The sequence below is a fragment of the Rothia sp. HMSC065B04 genome (assembly GCF_001812285.1).
Classification (GTDB): domain Bacteria; phylum Actinomycetota; class Actinomycetes; order Actinomycetales; family Micrococcaceae; genus Rothia; species Rothia mucilaginosa.
This window is the reverse complement of sequence record NZ_KV808410.1, coordinates 190,994-212,623: the sequence shown is the minus strand read 5'-3', so window position 1 is coordinate 212,623 and position 21,630 is coordinate 190,994. Positions and strand designations below refer to the sequence as shown.

The 21,630-nt window shown below is 63.0% G+C and carries 12 protein-coding genes and 3 tRNA genes; 11 read left to right on the top strand and 4 right to left on the bottom strand.

The genetic code is table 11. The annotated features are described in order from the left end of the window. Window positions 1–80: 80 nt before the first annotated feature. The 3 genes from HMPREF2845_RS08225 (at window position 81) to HMPREF2845_RS08215 (ending at window position 2,276) form a co-directional block, all read left to right on the top strand. A tRNA-Cys gene (locus HMPREF2845_RS08225) sits at window positions 81–151 on the top strand. Between the two features lie 24 nt (window positions 152–175). Then, window positions 176–247 (top strand) — tRNA-Val (locus tag HMPREF2845_RS08220). Window positions 248–914: 667 nt separating this feature from the next. Continuing rightward, a complete protein-coding gene (locus HMPREF2845_RS08215; RefSeq protein ID WP_070634436.1) occupies window positions 915–2,276 on the top strand; it encodes a hypothetical protein in 1,362 nt (453 codons plus the stop codon). A gap of 375 nt (window positions 2,277–2,651) precedes the next feature. Here the strand turns inward: HMPREF2845_RS08215 and hrpA are convergent, their stop codons facing one another. Continuing rightward, window positions 2,652–7,142: an ATP-dependent RNA helicase HrpA gene (hrpA, locus tag HMPREF2845_RS08210; protein WP_070634435.1), complete on the bottom strand. Its 4,491-nt coding sequence runs from the start codon at window positions 7,140–7,142 to the stop codon at window positions 2,652–2,654. A gap of 285 nt (window positions 7,143–7,427) precedes the next feature. On the opposite strand from hrpA, the gene HMPREF2845_RS08205 reads away from it, so the two are divergent. Then, window positions 7,428–7,889, top strand: a complete 462-nt coding sequence (locus HMPREF2845_RS08205; RefSeq protein WP_070629507.1) for a helix-turn-helix domain-containing protein — start codon at window positions 7,428–7,430, stop codon at window positions 7,887–7,889. A gap of 18 nt (window positions 7,890–7,907) precedes the next feature. Here the strand turns inward: HMPREF2845_RS08205 and HMPREF2845_RS08200 are convergent, their stop codons facing one another. The 3 genes from HMPREF2845_RS08200 to HMPREF2845_RS08190 form a co-directional block, all read right to left on the bottom strand. Further along, window positions 7,908–9,050 (bottom strand): alpha/beta hydrolase, encoded by a 1,143-nt coding sequence (locus HMPREF2845_RS08200; RefSeq protein WP_246824648.1) that lies wholly within the window; start codon window positions 9,048–9,050, stop codon window positions 7,908–7,910. A 14-nt stretch (window positions 9,051–9,064) separates the two neighbouring features. Further along, window positions 9,065–10,012: an NADP-dependent oxidoreductase gene (locus tag HMPREF2845_RS08195; RefSeq protein WP_070593474.1), complete on the bottom strand. Its 948-nt coding sequence runs from the start codon at window positions 10,010–10,012 to the stop codon at window positions 9,065–9,067. A 282-nt stretch (window positions 10,013–10,294) separates the two neighbouring features. Beyond that, window positions 10,295–10,368: transfer RNA gene (locus HMPREF2845_RS08190), tRNA-Arg, on the bottom strand. Window positions 10,369–10,442: 74 nt separating this feature from the next. Between HMPREF2845_RS08190 and argS the strand changes: the two genes are divergently transcribed. The 7 genes from argS (at window position 10,443) to prfA (ending at window position 21,601) form a co-directional block, all read left to right on the top strand. Continuing rightward, window positions 10,443–12,107 (top strand): arginine--tRNA ligase, encoded by a 1,665-nt coding sequence (argS, locus tag HMPREF2845_RS08185; protein ID WP_070634434.1) that lies wholly within the window; start codon window positions 10,443–10,445, stop codon window positions 12,105–12,107. An 83-nt stretch (window positions 12,108–12,190) separates the two neighbouring features. Next, window positions 12,191–13,711, top strand: a complete 1,521-nt coding sequence (locus tag HMPREF2845_RS08180; protein ID WP_070634433.1) for a diaminopimelate decarboxylase family protein — start codon at window positions 12,191–12,193, stop codon at window positions 13,709–13,711. A 317-nt stretch (window positions 13,712–14,028) separates the two neighbouring features. Next, complete coding sequence (locus tag HMPREF2845_RS08175) at window positions 14,029–15,318, top strand: homoserine dehydrogenase (RefSeq protein WP_070634432.1); 1,290 nt, start codon at window positions 14,029–14,031, stop codon at window positions 15,316–15,318. Window positions 15,319–15,478: 160 nt separating this feature from the next. Beyond that, entirely contained in the window at window positions 15,479–16,579 is a 1,101-nt protein-coding gene (thrC, locus tag HMPREF2845_RS08170) for a threonine synthase (protein WP_070634431.1), read from the top strand. A gap of 164 nt (window positions 16,580–16,743) precedes the next feature. Next, entirely contained in the window at window positions 16,744–17,712 is a 969-nt protein-coding gene (thrB, locus tag HMPREF2845_RS08165; protein WP_070634430.1) for a homoserine kinase, read from the top strand. A gap of 494 nt (window positions 17,713–18,206) precedes the next feature. Continuing rightward, window positions 18,207–20,375, top strand: coding sequence for a transcription termination factor Rho (gene rho, locus HMPREF2845_RS08160; protein ID WP_070634429.1), 2,169 nt, complete (start codon window positions 18,207–18,209; stop codon window positions 20,373–20,375). A 143-nt stretch (window positions 20,376–20,518) separates the two neighbouring features. Next, complete coding sequence (gene prfA, locus HMPREF2845_RS08155; protein ID WP_049337341.1) at window positions 20,519–21,601, top strand: peptide chain release factor 1; 1,083 nt, start codon at window positions 20,519–20,521, stop codon at window positions 21,599–21,601. Window positions 21,602–21,630: the final 29 nt, after the last annotated feature.

Below are 21,630 nucleotides of genomic sequence, written 5' to 3'. Positions count from 1 at the left end.
TGGATGTCGCGAGTTCAAGTCTCGTCAACCGCTCGTAAGGACTCCAAGAGTTCGAACGCGTTCCCTCGTGGAGCGTATGCGGTGAGGTGGTCGAGTGGTTAGGCAGCGGCCTGCAAAGCCGTGTACGCGGGTTCGAATCCCGTCCTCACCTCGCAACAAAACAACTGTTTTGTGAGCGCGATTGGCGCAGCGGTAGCGCGCTTCCCTGACACGGAAGAGGTCACTGGTTCGATCCCAGTATCGCGCACAGATAAAGCCCTTAGCTTTCGAGCTAAGGGCTTTTGTGTTTAACTTTTTTGGTTTTGGTTAGAGGGGCGGTGCTCCTCAGCTGACTTGTGTTTATTCTGGAGGCGGTGCTCCGTATATTTCCTCCGCGCCGTCGCAGGGGACCCGCCCTCGCTTCGCTTCGGGCACCCTGAGGGCGCTTCCGGAAAATACGCTCGCCCCCGCTCCGCGTCCCCGATGTCACGACGGAGGACACCATCCCTCCGCCTCGTAGGTAAAACACTCGACCCCGGTTCAGTAAGGGCAGGGCTTGGGTGCGCGATACCGGTATAACGAACTGGAGGGGGAGGGGGCTGTCACCTTCTCAATCTTTTGCTGGCTCCGCCGGACAGGTGAGCTGAAATTGTGCCCGCGCCGCACCTTCCGAAAGCGACATCAGGGTGCCCGCCCGGGCGCTCTCCGCAGCGAAGCAAGGAGAAGCGGAGCGTCCGGGCGTGGCGGGTTCCCCTGCAGGAGCGAAGGAAGGGAGCGGCGCGAGATGCCCAAGAGCTCCCATACTGTGCTCGAGCTAGGGATTTATGTTAAAGCTGAGGTTCAAGGTATGCTTTTCCTCGGCGCAGAGGCACAGACTTTCAGGCTCCCGCTTCCGCACCGCAAACACATCACCCCACCTGAATAAAGGGCATACCATGTCTACATCCCTGACCCGCCGCAAGCTCGTCGCCGGTGCAGCCTGGGCGGCACCCGTCGTCGCCGCCTCCGCAACCATCCCCTCCTACGCAGCGTCCGTCGCTGCAGACTGCACGCTCGCCGCACACCCGGCGTACAGCATCTCCGGTACCGATGAAGGCGCCAAGACCGTTCAGAGCTTCGCCGTGCCCAACAACGTCCACAAGCTCCGCTTTGAACTGGTCGGCGGCGCAGGCGGCACCAACAACCGCATGACCCCCGCTGGCTCCGGCGCGAAGGTCAGCGGCATCATCCCCGTAACCCCCGGCTCCACCGTGCAGATCATCGCCGCGGCAGGCGGTATCGGTGACGGCTCCCTCACCCCCACCGCAGGCGGTGAAGGCTACGGCAACGGCGGCTCCGTACCCGCCTACACCATCCCCGCCACCATCACCTCGCAGGTTGACGCTAAGTACGCGGACCCGGCAAACTCCAAGAGCCAGGTCTACGCCGCATCAGGCGGTGGCTCCTCCGCACTGCTCATCGACGGCGTCATCGTAGCTGTAGCAGGCGGCGGTGGCGGTGCGGGCATGACCACCTCCGGCGTGTCCTACGCAGACCCCTGGTACTCCAACTTCAACGGTCAGATCGACGCCGGTGTGGCGCCCCTCGGCTCGGACGCATCCCCGCAGTTCGACGCGGCGGGTAGCGCCTCCGCGGCGGCAGGTTCCAACGGCACCTCCGGCTACGAAGTCTACAACGCTGAACGCTCTAAAGTCCTGACTTATAACTCCGGTTTCGGTGGCGCAGCGGGCGTTGGCGGTGCCGGTGGCGCGGCGGGCACCCTGCCGGCAAGCGGCCCCATCATTGGCTTTGAAACCACCAACAACCAGGTGCTGTTCAGCCAGTTTGTTGCCGGTAACGCGGGCACGAGTGGCTTCGCGGGCAACGGCGGCGATGGTGCGGGCGCGTACTCCTACCAGCTGGATGAGAACCCCGCCAGCGTGCACGAGAAGGGCACCTACGAGGACCGCAGCTGGGACCTGGACGTCTACAACGACGAGGGCGCGTACGCGCAGAACTTCAACGGCTACCAGTCCGTGGTGTCCGGCGGTGGCGGCGCAGGCTACGGTGGTGGCGGTTCCGGTGCGGCACAGTCTGTCTCCTCGATTGTGCTGACCCAGAAGTGGCTGAACAGCCCGACCGGCGTGCGTCAGGGCATCGGCTACACGATGCAGGGCGGCGCCGGTGGCGCGGGCGGCTCGTACATTGCACCGTCCGTGACTGATGGCTCCATCGTTTCGGCTGAGAACGCGCCGCAGTGGATGCGCGAGCGCGGTAACGGTTCGGTGACGGTAACTTTCTGCGAGGCGGCTGCCTAACCGTCCTGGTTGCTCTTGCCAATTCGCGGGTGGAGGCAGCTATGCCTTCCGGAAGCGACATCAGGGTGCCGCCCCGGGCGCTCTCCGCAGCGAAGCGAGGAAGAGCGGAGCGTCCGGGTGCGGCGGGTGCCCCTGCAGGAGCGGAGGAAGTGCATGGCTTGCCGACCCACCGGGTGAAGAAAACCATAGAGATAGAAGAGTCCCCCACACGAGGTAATCGTGCGGGGGACTCTTTGCTGTTCACAGCGCAAGCTGAGGCGGGAACCTACCGCGGACAGGCGGTGTCGTCCGTAGCGACATCAGGGTGCCCGAGCTCTGCGAGGGCGGGTGCCCCTGTAGGAGCGAGGACGACACCGCCATCCGCAAGCTCAAAATCTAACGCTTGATAGCGTCCAGCGCCTCACGCTGAGCCTTCGCAATGCGCTTCTCAGACACCGTGTATGCGGTACCAAGCTCCTGGGCGAAGAAGCTGACGCGCAGCTCCTCAATCATCCAGTTCACGCGGCGGAGCGCATCCGGCACGATGGTGCCTGCCGGTAGCGACTTGACCGCGTTATCGTAGGAGTCTTCCAGATCCTGCACGGTAAGCATGAGCTGGTTGTCGCGGTGCAGGTTCGGTCCGAGCTTCGTCAGGCGCACCTGGGCGGCCTTGAGGTAGCGCGGGATGTGAACCAGCTGGTCGTAGCCGGTTTTCGCCACGAATCCGGGGTAAACGAGGTTCTCCATCTGTGCCTTCACATCGGAGACGGCGTGCATGGTCGTCAGCGAGGTTGCCTTCTTGATTGCCTTCTTCAGCGCGGTGGCTTCGGAGAGGATTTCGGCGACGAGTTTGGTGACGTCGAAGACCGTTTCGATGAGTTCGGCGCGCACGTGCTCGTAGAGTTCGCTGTATTCGGCGTGCGTGAAGATGGGCGTGTGCGGCACGAGGTGGTCGAGTGCCGCGACGGTGCAGTCGCGGATGAGCTCGTCGATGGAGCCGTGCGGGTTCTGCGTGAAGACGATTTTCTCCTTGTGGGAGAGGTGTTCGCTCACGTAGCGCACGGGCGAGGGTACCTGCAGCTGGAGCAGGCGGATGATGCCGCGGCGCTGCGCGTGCAGCTGCTCGGCCTCGGTGGGGAAGATGCGCAGGCCTACGCTGGTTTCTTCGTCGACGAGGGCGGGGTAGCCGTTGACCGCCTGGGTCGCGATGACACGCTGTACCTTGCGGGGGATCTCTCCGTTGGGGAACATGTCGGCGGGGAATTCGGTGAGACCGCTGATTTCGCGTACCTGCGAGCCGTGCGCATCGGCTGCCTGAGCGGTGCCGCTCTGAGCGTTCTTCACGCTCTTCTTGGCAGAAGCCGCGGAGCTACCCGAGTTGCCCTGCGCGAGCGCCACCATTTTTGCCATGGTGTCGTCGGATGCGCCGAGCGAGTCGGCGAGGGCGCTGCGGATTTCCTTGTGGAGCTGCTGCTGTAGGGCGCGCAGGTCCTTGCCTTCGCCGAGGATTTTGTTGCGTGCGTTGCGCACCTGGAATCCCATTTTCAGGTGTTCGGGCACGGCGTCCCAGTTAAAGGCTTCGGGCTCGACAACGACGCCGCGCAGGCGGCGTAGTACGAGTGCAAGGGAGGGGATGAGCTCGTCGGTGGCGGGGGAGTAGTCCTCCTCCAGTGCGGCGCAGGCGGCGCGTGCTACGTCGGGTGCAGGTACGAAGTTGCGTCGAATCGCCTTGGGGAGCGATTTGATGAGCGCGGTGACGAGTTCGTGGCGCAGGCCGGGGATCTGCCAGCGGAACGGTTCGGGGTTCAGCTGGTTGAGGAACAGGATGGGTACCTGGACTGCTACGCCGTCGCGCTTGGCGGCGTCGGTGCGTGCGCCTCCGATGCCGGCGGTGGGGGCGTATTCGTAGCGCAGGTCGAGGGTCAGTTCGCCGCTGTCGGTGCGCTGCACCCACTGGCGGGGGAACTGGGAGTCGTCGTAGTCGGCGGCTTCCTCGTTGATGAGCTTCTCGGGGTTGAAGTCCAGGTAGTTGTCGTCTTCGAGACGTGCCTGCTTCCACCACTTGTCGAAGGCGCGCACGTCGGTGACGTGGGCGGGGATGCGTGCGTCGTAGAAGGCGAAGAGTACGGAGTCGTCTACGCGCAGGTCGCGGCGGCGCAGGCGTGCTTCGAGTTCTTCGACTTCGGCGAGGGCGCGCTGGTTGCGCAGATAGAACTTGTGCTGGGTGTGCCATTGGCCTTCGACGAGGGCGGACTGGATGAACAGTTCGCGGGCTGCGGCGGCGTCTACGCGGGCGTACTGCACGGGGCGGTCGGCGTAGATGGTCAGGCCGAAGAGGGTGCCCTTGGCGTAGGCGACTGCCGCGCCGGAGCTGAGGGACCAGTGCGGTTCGGAGTATTGCACGCTGATGAGGTGCTTGCCGATTTCTTCGATCCACTGCGGGTCGATGGAGGCGTTGGTGCGCGCCCACAGGCGGGAGGTTTCGACGAGTTCGGCGGAGAGCACCCAGTCGGGGCTCTTTTTGAACAGGCCGGAGCCGGGGAAGATCGCGAACTTGGTGCCGCGTGCGCCGAGGTATTCGCGGGGGCCGCGGTTGCGTCCCTTGGAGTCCTTCTCGCGTTCTTCCTTGACGCCCACGTGCGAGAGCAGGCCGGTGAGCAGGCTCTTGTGGATGTCTACCTCGTGCGCGGAGGCGTTAATATCGCGACCGCCGCTGGCGTGAATGTTGGCGGTGCGTCCCATTTCGCGCAGCTGGGCGAAGAGGTCCTGCCATTCGCGGATGCGCAGGTAGTTGATGTATTCGCGGTGGCACATTTTGCGTAGCTGCGAGGATGACAGCGCCGCCTGCTGCTCGTTGATGTAGTCCCAGAGCAGCAGGAAGGAGGAGAAGTCGGAGGTGTCGTCGACGAAGCGGGCGTGCATCGCGTCGGCTTCGGCGCGCACGTCGGCGGGGCGTTCGCGCGGGTCCTGGATGGTCAGGGCGGCGGCGAGCACCATCATTTCCTTGGCGCAGTTGCGGCGGCCGCCTTCAATGATCATGCGGGCCAGGCGCGGGTCCACGGGGAATGCCGCCATGGCTCGGCCGATGGCGGTGAGGGTTGCGCTATTGCCGCGGCCCTTGCGGGGGCCGCGGGGGCGTTCGGTGAGTGCGCCGAGTTCGCGCAGCAGGTTCACGCCGTCGTTGATGGCGCGGGATGCGGGCGGCTGCACGAACGGGAAGCGGGAGATGTCGCCGGGCTCGCGAACCACGCCGATTGCGATCATCTGCAGGATGACGGCTGCGAGGTTGGTGCGCAGAATTTCGGGGTCGGTGAACTCGGGGCGCGAGTTGAAATCTTCTTCGGAGTAGAGGCGGATTGCGATGCCGTCGCTGACGCGGCCGCATCGGCCGGAACGCTGGTTGGCGCTTGCCTGCGAGATGCGTTCGATGGGCAGGCGTTGAACCTTGGTGCGTGCCGAGTAGCGGGAGATGCGTGCGGTGCCGGTGTCGATGACGTACTTGATGCCGGGCACGGTCAGCGAGGTTTCGGCAACGTTCGTGGCGAGCACGATGCGCGGGCGGGATCCGGGGGAGAACACGCGGTGCTGTTCGGCGAGCGAGAGGCGCGCGTACAGGGGCAGCACTTCGTAGTTCAGGCGCGGCGACTTGAGAACCATTGCCTCGATGGCGTCCTTGGCGTCGCGGATTTCGCGTTCGCCGGAGAAGAAGATGAGGATGTCGCCGGGCGCTTCCTTGGAGAGTTCCTTGATGGCGTCGAGGATGCCGTCGGTGGGGTCGTGGTCGTCTTCGATTTCGTCGTCGCTGAGGTAGTCTTCCTCGTCGAGCGGGCGGTAGCGGATTTCCACGGGGTAGGTTCGGCCGGACACCTCAATGATGGGCGGCGCGTCGTCGGGCAGGATCGCTTCGGCGATTTCGCGTTCTTCGGCGCTGAGGCTTTCGTCGACGATGCCCTTGCCCGGCACGTAGCTGGGGGAGAAGTGGCGCGCGAAACGCTCCGGGTCGATGGTCGCGGAGGTAATGATGACCTTCAGGTCCGGGCGCTGCGGCAGGATGCGCTTGAGGTAGCCGAGGATGAAGTCAATGTTCAGGCTGCGTTCGTGCGCCTCGTCAATGATGAGGGTGGAGTATCGGCGCAAAAGCTTGTCGTTCTGGATTTCGGCGAGCAGAATGCCGTCAGTCATGAGCTTGATAGCGCTGTGTTCGCCCACTTCGGAGGTGAATCGCACCTGGTAGCCGACGGTTTCGCCGATTTTCTGGCCGAGTTCTTCGGCGATGCGTTCGGCGACGGAGCGTGCGGCGAGTCGGCGCGGCTGGGTGTGGCCGATGAGACCCTTCTCTCCCAGGCCCAGGTCGAGGCACATTTTGGGGATCTGGGTGGTTTTACCGGAGCCGGTTTCACCCGCGATGATGACGACCTGGTTGTCGCGGATCGCGTTCATGATGTCTTCGCGGCGTTCGCTGACGGGCAGCTCTTCGGGGTAGGTGATGACCTCGGGAATGAACGGCTCGTAGCGGCGCGGTGCCGGGCGGTTCTGCTGGTTGCTCTTGTTGTCGCCCTGCTGGTTGCCCTGCTTGCGGGCGCGGTTGGGACCGCCTCCGCGTCGGTTGGAGCGGGAGGCATTGGAGTTACGTTCGGAGGCGCCGCGGGAGGAGTTCTTACGGTCAGCGTTATTCTTCGAGGCGCTGTTCTTCTGCGCACCCTTCTTCGGAGCGCCGTTTTTTACCGCGTTGTTCTCAGTAGTTTTATCTGCGGTTTTTTCGCTGGCTTTTTCGGAGGATCGTACCTTTGCCGCGTGGATTGCGGCGGCCATGCTCGCCATGGTGGGGGCGGTGCGGGGGGCCGTAGAAGTATCTGCGTGTTTCTTCGTGGATTTCTGCTCAGACATATCCTATCCAGTGTACTCGCCTTGCCCGCGGTGGGCTTGGGGTGTGCTTTGTTTGTCATATTTGGGGTTGTTCGCGGGGACCCCGGGGTGGGCGGCGGTGGAATACTGACCCCAGGAGAGCAGTTAATATACAATAAATGACATCAAATGCTATCTAAAGAGTTAATAATTATTCATCTGAATTTTATGCACTGTAGATGCGAATTAACTGCGCTTCTTAACTTTCTTTCGATAGTTTCGTTCAACTGCTACAGTGGTGAATAACACAGTAACGAAGGAGTGACTATGCCATCACCAAAGACGTACCCGGCAACACGTGTTGCAGTGTTGGATTGCTGCGAAGACGGACAGTACGAAGAAATTCACCACCGCTGCGAAGAGCTCTTCCAAGCCCTCGTTCACGCGAGTCTGCGCACCCACTTCGACCGCCTCAGCGCCGAAGAAACCCTCTACCTGGTCACCGGCGACGGCGAGCGCGTACAGATTTCCCCCGAAATGTACGGACCCCTCACCTCCGTAGCGCGCGCATTCGCCGACCGCAAGGATGTCTGCGTGGTTCGCCAGGACCGCCTCATGACCACTCAGGAGGCGGCAGACTACCTGGGCGTATCCCGCCCGACCGTTGTTCGCCTGCTGGAGCGCGGAGATATTCCGTTCGAGCGCATTAACACGCACCGTCGCGTTGCTTTTGATGACCTCGAACGCTACCGCCTTGAGCACGAATACGTGAACCGCCGCGTTCGCTAACCTGTCGAACCGCTCGGGCTACACGCCGCGGTTGAGCTGCACGGCGCGGTTGAGAAATAGCAGCATCTGCTGAACAATATCGGGGCTAAAACAGCGCGAATCCCCGTGTTCGGCATCCGGAACCAGCACCAAATCGGTAGGCACCTGCCGCGTGCGCAGCGCCTGATACACCCGCACCGATTGCTGGTACGGCACACACGAATCACTAATACCGTGCACAAGCATCAGGGCAGTGGCGCCGCCGCTCACACCCGGTGCAGAGGCACTTTCGACCTTATTCACTCGTTTCTGGGGGCGTACCGCATCGATAGGATGCGCACGCTCCCAGTTCTTTTGGGCACGCTCGATGCAGACACCCGGAACCGCCCGCTCGCCCTTGGAAGCGTCGATGGTAGACACGTCTGCGGGTACCGGGTGGGTGCTTCCCAGTAGTCGCCATTCGGCGCCGTCATCTTCGGGATGGTCGAGAGCGTAGCCAGCCAGGGGTCGATCGGTGAAGATGGTCCTCAAGTCGCTGACCCCGTAAAACGAAGCCGCCGCCGCCACCTGCGAACTGTGGGACGGGTAGGTGCTCGCCGCCCTGCCCTCAAAGTATTCGTCGTGCTCGGGTGCGCTCGCAGAATCCCCACTGCTACCGTCACCGGCGGCGGAATCTCCCGTATGCGCAACCATCATGCTCAGGTGCCCTCCGGCGCTTCCGCCCGCTACCGCAATGCGCTGCGGGTCAATGCCGAACTCGTGCGCGTTGGCGCGGAAGAAACGCACGGCCTCCTTCACATCGTGCAGGGCGCCCGGGAAGAGCGCCTGATGCGAATACCGGTAGTTGATGGAGGCGACCGCCCAGCCTGCCTGCTGAAAAGCGGCGCGCATGAGCGCCTGGGTATTGGGCTGCTCCCCGCCAGGGGTGCGCAGGATAGTGTCGCGTAGAGCCTGGTTGGTGCCGAAGCGCCAGGCGCCACCGTGAACCCACACCAGTAGCGGGGCGGGGGAAGAGATATCCCCTGTCGCGGGGAAGAAATCGTAGGCGAACGCCTCACGAGTTACCGGCGACTGCGCGCCGTAGTCGGGTAGCGAATGGGCATCGTAAAAGCCCGCCTCGCGGTAAAAACCGGAGCGGTACTCGGTGCTCTCAATGGTCGGCGCGTTCTCAGAAGTCTGCATGAATCAGCGCCGCGTTAGGGAACCAGCACGATCTTGCCGCGGGTGCGACCCGTCGCAACCAGGGCGTGAGCCTGCGCAGCCTGCGAAAAATCAAGTACCTGATCCACGTGCACCTTCAACAGGCCCAAGGACATGAGGCGGGCAATCTCCTGCATCTGCGTGCGGTCCGGGTGAACCGTCAGCCACTGCGCCTCGAAGCCGCGCTCACGCGCAACATCCAGCGGGTCGGGGCTGGTCAGGGTGACAATGCGGCCGCCGGGAACCAGCACCTCCAGCGAATCGAGGAAGGTCTGCTGACCGGTGGAATTGAGCACCACATCCATGGTCTGGCCCAGTACGGCGCGGAAATCCTCGGTGCGGTAATCGATGGGCTGGGCACCCAGCGAGCGCACAAACTCGTGGTTCGCCGCGGAGGCGGTCGCAAAAACCTGAGCGCCAGCCTGCGCAGCCAACTGAACGGCGAGGTGACCGACGCCTCCGGCACCGGCGTGAATGAGCACGCGCTCGCCTTCCTTCAGCCGCGCCACTTCGAAGAGCGCCTGGTATGCGGTCAGCGCCGCCAGGGGAGCGCCACCCAATTGCGCGCAGGGAACATCGGCGGGCACCTTCACCAGCTGATGCGCCGGGGCGAGAACATACTCGGCGTAAGCACCGGCGGGGGAGGGAAAAGCAACAAGACCAAATACGCCGTCGCCCACCTTAAAACCCGTGTAGTCGCCGGCGGTAGCAACCACGGTGCCGGCAACATCCCAGCCGGGCACGAAGGGCTTGTACGACGGATCTGCCAGCTGAGCGGCGGGCCCCAGACCCTTGCGAGTGGTTAGGTCAATCGGGTTGACGCCGGCGGCAACCGTCTTGATGAGCACGTGACCGCGCACCGGCGAGGGGATAGGTACGTTTGCTTCGTGCAGAACGCTTTCGTCGCCCCATTCGGTGAGCTGAATCTGGCGCATGGTGGTCATCGGGTTACCTCCGCTGTTGTGGCTTGAAGCCGTGCTGATGTGACGGGTGTGCGCGTTTTCCCATTCTCTCAAGGCTGTTAGCGTTGCCACAACAGGCAGGCGGGTAGTGTCCACCCTCTGAGGTCGAAGAGGGAGCTGGCGGGAACGGCCGCCCGGCGCAGGCTTTATGCATAACAGGTTGAGCGGCTAAATAAAGTTGGGTTGTTAAATAAAAAGGAGCCGATACCCGAACAATACGCCTCGGATATCGGCTCCCGTGTTCCCTCTCGAATAAGAACATCGTGCCCCTGAAAGGATTCGAACCTTCGACCCCCAGTACCGGAAACTGGTGCTCTAATCCGCTGAGCTACAGAGGCAACCCACTTATGGTATCAGATAAGCACTAGATAAAGGGTCAGACACCAGCCAAGGCTTGCTAGAATAGTTTGTTATGACTCCTGAAGAACTCTCCGAAGCCATTGCGCTTGCCCTAGAAGAAACCATTTCCTCCGGCCAGCTGACCCTCGTGGAGGGCGCTGAACTGCCCGCCGTCCGAGTGGAGCGCCCCAAGTCCCGTGAGCACGGCGACTGGGCCACCAACGTCGCTCTGCAGCTCGCCAAGAAGGTGGGCAAGAACCCGCGCGAGGCAGCAGCTCTTCTGGCCGAGAAGATCGGCGCCATCCCCGGCGTGGCATCCGTTGACATCGCGGGCCCCGGCTTCCTGAACATCACCCTGGACGCCGCAGCTGCTGGTGAGCTCGCCGCCACCATCGTTGAGGCTGGCGAAGCATACGGCCGCAGCGACAAGTTCGCCGGCAAGACCATTAACCTTGAGTTCGTCTCCGCGAACCCCACCGGCCCCATCCACCTGGGTGGCACCCGCTGGGCCGCCGTGGGCGATGCGCTCGCCCGCGTGCTGGAGGCTGAGGGCGCTAACGTGGTGCGCGAGTACTACTTCAACGACCACGGCACCCAGATTGACCGCTTCGTGCGTTCCCTGATTGCCGCCGCCCGCGGTGAGGAGACCCCCGAGGACGGCTACGCTGGCGCGTACATTGTCGACATTAAGGACCAGATTCTGGCTCAGCGCCCCGACGCGCTTGAGGCTGAGAACCCCGAAGAGATTTTCCGCGAAATCGGTACTCACCTGATGTTCGATCAGATTAAGGAGTCCCTGGCGGCCTTCGGTACCCACTTCGACGTGTTCTTCCACGAGAACTCCGTGTTCGAGGGCGGCAAGGTGGACGCCCTGCTTGAGACCATGCGCGAGAACGGCCAGCTCTTCGAGGCCGACGGCGCATGGTGGATGCGCACCACCGACTACGGCGACGACAAGGACCGCGTGGTCATCAAGTCCGACGGCAACCACGCCTACGTGGCCGGCGATATCGCCTACTACCAGGACAAGATGACCCGCGCCGAGAACCCCGCCGACGTGGCGATTTACATGCTCGGTGCGGACCACAACGGCTACGTGGGCCGTCTGAAGGCCATCGCCCAGATTCTCGGCTACCGCCCCGACCAGATTGAGGTCATGATCGGTCAGCTGGTGAACCTGGTCAAGGACGGCAAGCCCGTCCGCATGTCCAAGCGCGCCGGCACCGTGGTCACCCTCGAGGACCTGGTCGAGGCCGTTGGCGTTGACGCTGCACGCTACGAGCTGACCCGCTACTCGGTGGACACCCCCATCGACATTGACCTGGGCCTACTGACCTCCAAGAGCAACGAGAACCCGGTCTACTACGTGCAGTACGCTCACGCACGCACCGCCGCCGTGGCACGCAACGCCGCGGAGGCCGGCGTGAAGATTGAGGACGGCGTGGACACCTCCCTGCTCGACTCGGCTGCTGATGGTGAGCTGCTGGCTGTGCTCGGCCAGTTCCCCGCCGCCGTGCGCGACGCCGCGAAGTTCTACGAGCCGCACCGCGTGAACCGCTACCTGGAGCAGCTCGCTTCGGCCTACCACAGCTGGTACGGCGTCTCCCGCGTGGCCCCCAAGGCCGACGAGGAGGTCACCGACCTGCACCGCACCCGCCTGCTGCTGAACAACGCGGCACAGCAGGTGCTGGCTAACGGCCTGAACCTGCTGGGTGTGAGCGCACCCGAGCGCATGTAATACCCCTCGATTCAACCCCCGACCCGGTGCTACCGGGGCGGGGGTTGAGCGTATGCCGGCAAGATAGCTAAGAAAGAGACACGATGAGCGAAGCCCGCGCCCTCTACGCCCCCGAATGGCTCACCTACCCCGAGCACCCCGAGACCCTCTCCCGCACCATCTGGACCGATTCCTTCACCCGCAATGCGGAGGGTGAGCTCTGCATCGACGGTGTGACCGTCAGCGAGCTGGCCGCCGAGCACGGCACCCCGCAGTACGTTTTCTCCGAGACCACCTTCCGCGCCCGTGCCCGCGCTTACCGCACCGCTTTTGAGCAGGCTTTCGCCAAGCATGGCGCGCAGGTGAGCGTCTACTACGCCGGCAAGTCCTTCCTCTCCACCGCGGTCGTTCGCTGGGTTCGTGAGGAGGGCCTGTGCCTGGACACCGCCTCCGGTGGCGAGCTGGCGCTGGCGCTGCGCGGCGGCATGCCCGGCGAGCGCATCGCCCTGCACGGCAACAACAAGTCGGAAGCCGAAATCGCCCGCGCGATTCGTAGCGGCCTGGGCCGCGTGGTGGCCGATTCGGTGGACGAAATCAAGCTGATTGAGCGGGTGTACGCCGAGCTGGCCGCCGAGCGCGTGGCTGAGGGCGAGGAGCCCTACCCGCCCGTTCCGGTGCTGATTCGCATCACCCCGGGCGTGCACGCCTCCACCCACGAGTCGATCGCGACCGCTCACGAGGACCAGAAGTTCGGCATGTCCCTGCAGCCCGGTACCGCTGCGCTGGCCGGCCTGGACGAGGCAGAGCTGGAGCACTGGGGTGTTGAGGCGAGCGATTCTTACGCGGCGCTGGCTGCCGCGATTCTGAACGCGACCGATTCCCTGGAATTCCGCGGTATTCACTGCCATATTGGTTCGCAGATTTTTGAGGCGGAAGGCTTCGAGCAGGCGGCAACCACCGCCCTGGAGTTCATGAACCGCCTCAACCGTGACCTGGGCGTGACCCTGCCGGAGCTGGACCTGGGCGGCGGCTACGGCATCGCCTACACCGAGGCGGATCACCCCCGCTCCATTACCGAGGTGACCGAGTCGATTGCGGCTTCCGTTGCGGCAACCTGTGAGCGCCTGGGCATGGCGATTCCGCATATGTCGTTTGAGCCGGGCCGTTCCATTTCCGGTCCTTCGGGTGCGACCCTGTACACGGTCGGCACCATCAAGAACGTGAGCATTGAGGACGAGAACGGCGAGATTCGTGTGCGCCGCTACGTTTCGGTGGACGGCGGTATGAGTGATAATGCCCGTCCGGTGCTGTACGAATCGGATTATTCGGTGACCCTGGCGAATCGTGCCCCGGCGGGGGAGCAGGTGCTCTCTCGCGTGGTGGGTAAGCACTGCGAGTCTGGCGATGTGGTGGTTCGTTACTGTTACCTGCCTGCTGACCTGCAGGCTGGCGATATTCTGGCGGTTCCGGCGACCGGCGCGTACTGCTATGTGCTGGGTTCGAACTATAACTTCTTGACTCGCCCGCCGGTGATTGCGACCGCTGAGGGTAAGCCTTCTCGCGTGATGATTCGTCGTCAGCGCGAGGAGGATATGTTGGCGCTGGATATGGGTTCGGATATCTAAGAACGGATATCTAAGAACCCTGTCTGACATCATGAAAAGCCGTGAAGTTCCCGTTTCTGGCAATGGACTCCGTGAGGTGGCGGTTGCGGGCGGGGTCTTCACGATTTTGCGCGTTTACAACATGACAGAAGATAAGGTTCACCTCATCACTGTGAGGGATACCTCATCTCAGAGAGTAAAAGTCGCAGCTTGAGGCTGCTGAGCCGTCCCCGGCTCTTGATAAAGTGGTTGTTGAGTGCGTGCTCTGCGCCGCATCCACACCGTAGCCCGAAGAGATACCGGGGCGAACCCGGAACAGACCGTAGAAAGAGACTATCGTGGCTGAAAAGATCAAAGTAGCACTGCTTGGTGCCGGTAATGTCGGTTCCCAGGCTGCTCGCATCCTGGTCGAGGATAACGCCGTCCTTGAAAAGCGCATTGGCGCCCCCGTGGAGTTGATCGGTATTGCTGTGCGCGATACTAATGCATCCCGCCACTGGAATGCGGATCCCTCGCTGTACACCACCGACGCTGAATCCCTGATTGATGCGGCGGATGTGGTCATCGAGCTGACCGGCGGTATTGAGCCGGCTCGCACCCGCATCCTGCGCGCGCTGAACGCCGGCAAGTCCGTCGTTTCGGGCAACAAAGCCCTGCTGGCCAAGCACGGTGTGGAGCTGCAGGCCGCCGCTGATGAGTCCGGTGCTCAGCTCTCTTACGAGGCCGCCGTGGCCGGTGCGATTCCGATTCTGCGCCCGCTGCGCGACTCCCTGGCCGGTGACCGCGTGACCCGCGTTCTGGGCATCATGAACGGCACCACCAACTACATTCTTGATCAGATGGACACCACCGGCGCCTCCTTCTCGGATGCGCTGGCCGACGCCCAGAAGCTGGGCTACGCCGAGGCCGACCCCACCGCCGACGTTGAGGGCCTCGACGCCGCTTCGAAGGCCGCTATTGTTGCTTCGCTGGCGTTCCACTCGGACTTCACGATTGATGACGTGCACACCGAGGGCATTACCGCCATCACCGCCGATGACGTTGCGGCCGCGGACGCCGACGGCTACGTCATCAAGCTGCTGGCTATCTGCGAGCGCGAGGGTGAAGACGGTGTGAACATTCGCGTGAACCCGACCCTGATTCCGCGCCAGCACCCGCTGGCCGGCGTGCACGGTGCGTTCAACGCCGTGTTCGTCGAGGCTGAGAACGCCGGTGAGCTGATGTTCTACGGTCCCGGTGCGGGTGGCGCCCCGACCGCTTCGGCTGTTCTGGGTGACTTCGTGTCCCTGGCTCGTCGCCTCGTGCTGGGCGGCCCCGGTGTTCCCGAGACCTCCCACGCTCAACTGCACGCAACCAGCCTGGACAACGTGATTTCTCGCTACTCGGTGGGCGTTCTGGTGGAGGACCGTCTGGGTGTTCTGGCGAACATTACCCGCATCCTGGCCGAGCACGGCATCTCGGTGGATTCGCTGCGCCAGTCCGCCCCGAAGGAGGGTGTGGCCCAGATTCGTATGGTGACCCACTCCGCGAAGGACTCCGACCTGCGCCGCGCCATTGCCGTGATTGACGCGCTCGATACGGTGCGTGAGGTGAACTCCGTGATTCGCGTGGAGTCCGAGAAGCACTAGGTGCACGTCGAAAGACTATCCAATCCCGCGGCCTGATGCGCCGCACTAAACCTGCGAGGGCAACCCGCGAGGTCCCTCGCTCACTGACGAACCCGCGTACCCGCTATCGGGGTCACAGGACCCCGGCGGGCGGTGCGCCTCAAGATTAAAGGAGAAGCCAATGGCACACGTGTGGCAGGGCGTTATCAAGGAATACCGTGACCGTCTGCCCTTCGGTGAGGACGTTCAGGTCGTGACTCTGGGTGAGGGTGGTACCCCGCTGATTCACGCCCCGGCGCTGTCCGCCGAGACCGGCAACACCGTTTACCTGAAGTTCGAGGGTATGAACCCGACCGGTTCCTTCAAGGACCGCGGCATGACCAGCGCCATGACCGCCGCTAAGCGTGACGGCGCGAAGGCAGTGGTGTGCGCTTCGACCGGTAACACCTCCGCTTCCGCCGCAGCCTACGCGCTGCAGGCCGGCCTGCGCTGCGCCGTGCTGGTTCCGGACGGCAAGATTTCCATGGGTAAGCTCTCCCAGGCGATTGCTCACGGTGCCGACATCATCCAGATTGACGGCAACTTCGATAACTGCCTTGAGATTGCTCGCAAGCTCAGCGAGAACTACCCCGTGTTCCTGGTGAACTCGGTGAACCCCTACCGTATCGAGGGTCAGAAGACCGGTTCCTTTGAGGTTGTTGACACCCTGGGCGACGCCCCCGACTACCACATGCTGCCGGTCGGCAACGCCGGTAACATCACCGCGTACTGGAAGGGCTACAAGGAGTACTCCGAGCCCTACACCAACCGTGACGGCGAGGTTCTGGAGCCCGTGGCCACCAAGCGCCCGATCATGTGGGGCTTCCAGGCCGCCGGTGCCGCCCCGATCGTGGCGGGTCACCCCATCGAGAACCCCGAGACCATCGCAACCGCGATTCGCATCGGTAACCCCGCTTCGTGGGAGAAGGCCGAGGCCGCCCGTGACGAGTCCGGCGGCGTGATTGAGGCCGTGACCGACGAGGAGATTCTCGAGGCGCACCGCTGGCTGTCCTCGCGCGAGGGCGTGTTCGTGGAGCCCGCTTCGGCCGCCGGTGTGGCGGGTCTGCTGAAGAAGCACCGCGCGGGTGAGGCCCCCGAGGGTAAGACCATCGTCATCACCGTGACCGGCCACGGCCTGAAGGACCCGCAGTGGGCCCTGGAGGCAGTGAACGGCGTGAAGGTCGAGCCGACCAAGGCCCCCTTCGACGTGGTTGCTGTGGCAAATATTCTCGATTTGCACTAGCCTATTCGTACTACGAGGTGCACTCCGTCCCGGTTTTTGGGGCGGGGTGCACCTGCATGATGGCGGGGCCCCGTACCCCGTCACCACCCATTGTTATGGCGGATGTGCGGATCATCAGCATCCCGCTCGCTCACTCCGTCACCGATCGCGAGGTACCTCTTCACATGTCTTCCCTGAACCTTTCTGATATTCCCGTGGGTGCATCCGTCACCGTGCGCGTGCCCGCCACGAGCGCTAATTTGGGTCCCGGCTACGACAGCCTGGGCCTGGGCCTGGGATTCTACGATGAGCTGAGGGTTGAGCGCATCGAGTCCGGCCTGGAATTTGAGCTGACGGGTGAAGGTAGCGCCGAGGTTCCGCGCAACGAAAACCACCTGGTGGTTCGCGCCATGAAGGCGGCTTTTGAGGCGGCCGGCCTGGAGGAGCTGCCCCCGCTGAAGCTGATTGCGGATAATAAGATTCCGCACTCGCGCGGCATGGGCTCTTCGGCCTCCGCGATTGTTGCCGGCGTGGCGGCCGCCAGCGCGCTGCTGCCCGAGGAGCACCGCCTGGACCGCGAGCGTATGCTGCAGGTCGCCTCCGATATGGAGGGTCACCCCGATAACGTGGCTCCGGCGATTTACGGTAACCTCTCGGTGTCCTGGGGACAGCTGGGGGAGTGGCACTCCCTGATTATTCCGGTACACCCGCAGGTGCGTCCGATCGTGGCCGTGCCCGACTACGAGGTGTCCACAAAGCTGGCCCGTTCCCTGATTCCCGCGGAGATTCCTCACGCTCGGGCCGCCGCCAATTCGGCGCGTTCCGCGCTGCTGGTGCGTTCGCTCTCGGATGCTTCCGAGTACCTGATGGATGCGACGGTGGACTACCTGCATCAGGGCTACCGCGTTCCCGCCATGGAGCCGTCGGCCGCCCTGGTCGCCTTCCTGCGCGAGCGCGGCCTGGCCGCCGTGATTTCGGGCGCTGGCCCGACCGTCCTGACCTTCGCCCGCGGTGATGAGCAGGTGCAGCAGGCCGCCGAGGCTATTGCCGAGTTCGAGGCGCAGAGCCCCGCGAGCGAGGTGGAGGACCGTCGTCTGAAGTGGCGCGTGCTCCCTCTTGAAATTGATACTGAAGGTGTTATAGTTACTCAGTAGGACGTGTAACGTCCTATCGCGGGTTCTACCCGCCGTTCGACGACGACCGTAATTGACGCTTCCTCGCGGGTACGTTCTGTACCTCACCCCGTTTCGCCCCTTTCCGGACCTTGTACCCGGTTGGGCCTCGGAGGGGAGCTTACCTTCTACAACGCCTCACCCGCAGGGTGCCGACGTGAAGGTACGGTCTCGGTCACGGCGATTGAACCCTCCCGACCGTTCATTCTTGACCCGCCGGCCCCAGGCCCCAGGTGCGGGTCCGATGAATGAGGGGTGCACGCATAATGATAGAGCGCCTTATCTTCCGTGTGTGCTCGCCGTGTCTGAATCGGCGGGTACGGTAAGAGACGCGAACCGCCTCCAGCGCGGTTCGAGGGAGTCGAAGGTGCAGGTCGCCGCGTTCTGCGGCGGCGCAGGAACCTTTGACCGCGCTATAGCGCCCGCCCGATCTTTATTCTGAAGATTTTCAGGGCTTACAACCAAAGGAATTGTAGTTGGCAAAAAATATTGTTGTCACCGATGAGTTCGGCACGGCATCGACCGCGCCGGAACTGGCAAATTTGAAGGTCGCGCAGCTGCGCGTCCTGGCTCAGCAGCTGGGTATTCGTGGCTACCTGAAACTGAAGAAGGCGGAGCTGGTTCAGGCTCTGGAGGAGCACCAGCGTGGTGGCGCCGTAGCTGCCCCGGCCGCTCCGAAGGCCGAGACCCCCGCCGAGAAGACTTCCGAAAAGCCCACCGCGAAGGCCGAGGAGAAGGCCGCCGAGGCCTCCGCTGAGGGTGAGAAGGACTCCGAGCCTGTTCAGAAGACTCGCCGTACCCGCCGTACCCGCGTCCAGAAGGATGCTGAGGCACAGGCCGAGAAGGCAGAAAAGAGCGGCTCCGAGGGCTCCGAAAAGTCTGAGAAGTCCGAGAAGCGCACCCGCTCTTCGCGTTACGAGACCCCCGCTCAGAAGCGTGCTCGCGCTCGCCGCGCCGCCGAGGGTCAGGAGGCCCCCGAGGCCTCCGAGAAGGGTGAGAAGTCCGAGAAGTCGGAGAAGCCCGAGAAGCGCACCCGCCGTAGCCGCAAGGACGAGAAGCCCGCAGAGCTTCCCCCGCTGGATGTGCGCGCTGAGCTGGCCGCGGAGCGTATCTCTGAGCGTTCCGAGCCGGGCGATTCGGCTCCGAACTCCTCCGAGCTGAAGGCATCCACCGCCGATGGCACCGCAAGCCTGGACAGCCTGAACGCTGCCCTGGACATGACTTTTGGCACCCCCGACGGTGAGAAGAGCTCGAAGCGTACCCGCACCCGTGAGCGTCGCCGCGACCAGGATGGTGAGCGTACCGAGCGTCGCACTAAGCGTGACCGTCAGGCTGAGCGTGCAGAGCGCAACACTGAGCGTAGTGAACGTGCCGAGCGTAAGGCTGCTGAGCGTGCAGAACGCACCGAGCGTACTGAGCGCCGTTCCAAGCGCGACCGTCAGGCTGAGCGTGCTGAGAAGCAGGCTCGCCGCCGCGAGGAGAACGAGCCTCGCCTGAGCGAAGACGATGTGCTGGCACCGATTTCGGGTGTTCTGGACATTCTCGACAACTACGCTTTCGTGCGTACCACCGGCTACCTGCCCGGCACCAACGACGTGTACGTCTCCCTGGCTCAGGTGAAGAAGTACAACCTGCGTAAGGGCGACCACGTGCTCGGTGCGATTCGCGTGCCGCGTGAGGGTGAGTCGAACAGCCGCCAGCGTTTCAACGCGCTGGTTCAGGTTGAGGCGATTAACGGTCAGAGCGTTGAGGAAGCAGCGAACCGCCGCGTCTTCTCGAAGCTGACTCCGCTGTACCCCAAGGAGCGTCTGCGCCTGGAGACCACCCCGAAGAAGCTGGGCACCCGCGTGGTGGACCTGGTGTCCCCGATCGGTAAGGGTCAGCGTGGTCTGATTGTGTCCCCGCCGAAGGCGGGTAAGACCCTCATGCTGCAGTCCATTGCGAACGCGATTACTGTGAACAACCCGGACGTGTACCTGATGATGGTCCTGGTGGATGAGCGTCCTGAAGAAGTGACCGATATGCAGCGCACCGTCAAGGGTGAGGTTATTGCCTCGACCTTCGACCGTCCCGCTGAGGATCACACCACTGTGGCTGAGTTGGCTATTGAGCGTGCGAAGCGTATGGTGGAGCTCGGCTACGATGTGGTCGTGCTGCTGGACTCCATGACCCGCCTGGGCCGCGCATACAACCTGGCGGCTCCCGCATCCGGTCGTATCCTGTCCGGTGGTGTGGATTCTGCTGCACTGTACCCGCCGAAGAAGTTCTTCGGCGCTGCCCGCAACATTGAAGAGGGCGGCTCGCTGACCATCCTGGCTACCGCGCTGGTTGAGACCGGCTCGAAGATGGACGAAGTGATCTTCGAAGAGTTCAAGGGCACCGGTAACATGGAGCTGCGCCTGTCCCGTCAGCTGGCGGATAAGCGTATCTTCCCGGCGGTTGATATTAATGCTTCTGGTACTCGCCGCGAGGAGAACCTGCTCTCCCCGGATGAGATCAAGATTATGTGGGGTCTGCGCCGTGCCCTGGCGGGTATGGAACCCGAGCAGGCTCTGGGTGTTCTGACCAACCAGCTGCGTAAGACTGAAAGCAACGTGGAGTTCCTTCTGACGGTTCAGAAGAACGGTCTGCGTCTGGTCGACTAAGGCTCGTATCTCACGCGCCCCACCTCCTCATTGTGGGTGGGGCGCGTGAGCCGTTCGTTTTGTGCATCCCCGTTGTGAGGGGTGTGAGATGTCTAGTGCCTGCCCGTGCGGCGTAAAGTGCGGGAGATGGAAGAGAGAACAGAATGTTTGAATCTATTCAGGTTCTGCTGGATGAGCACGCTGACCTGCAGAATCAGCTGGCTGACCCCGCCGTGCAGGCGAATCAGGGTAAGGCACGCCGTGTGGGCCGCCGCTACGCGGAGCTGACCGGTATTGTGACTGCATACAATAAGTACACTTCGCTGAAGGATGACCTTGAGGCTGCTCGCGAGATGGCTGATGAGGATCCGGATTTCGCGGCGGAGATTCCCGGTCTGGAGGAGGAGCTGGAGGTTGCTCAGGAGAAGCTGCGCCGCCTGCTGATTCCGCGTGACCCGGATGATGGCCGTAACGTCATTCTTGAGGTGAAGGCTGGTGCCGGTGGTGACGAGGCGGCTCTGTTCGCTGGTGACCTGCTGCGCATGTACATGCGTTATGCCGAGAACAAGGGCTGGAAGACTGAGATTATTTCTTCGACCAGCACCGATGTTGGCGGTTACAAGGACGCCCAGATTGCTATTAAGGGCTCCTCGAATGAGCCGGCTGAGGGCGTGTGGGCGCACCTGAAGTATGAGGGTGGCGTGCACCGTGTGCAGCGTGTTCCGGCGACTGAGTCTCAGGGCCGTATCCACACCTCCGCTGCCGGTGTTCTGGTGTTCCCCGAGGTGGATGAGCCGGAAGAAATCGAGATTAACCAGAACGACCTGAAGATTGACGTGTACCGTTCTTCGGGCCCCGGTGGCCAGTCGGTGAACACCACCGACTCGGCGGTGCGTATTACCCACCTGCCGACCGGTATTGTGGTGGCGATGCAGAATGAGAAGTCTCAGCTGCAGAACCGTGAAGCTGCGATGCGCGTTCTGCGTGCGCGACTGCTGGCTCACCAGCAGGAGCAGATTGACGCTGAGAACGCGGCGCACCGTGCTTCGCAGGTGCGTACCATGGACCGTTCGGAGCGTATCCGTACGTACAACTTCCCGGAGAACCGCATTGCAGATCACCGTACCGGCTACAAGGCGTACAACCTGGATGCCGTACTGAATGGTGACCTGGAGCCTGTGGTTCAGTCCGCTATTGAGATGGACGAGGCGCACCGCCTCGCTCAGGTGGGCCAGGAACAGAAGTAGTTCTGTGCAGACGTAGGTTCTGTATATAG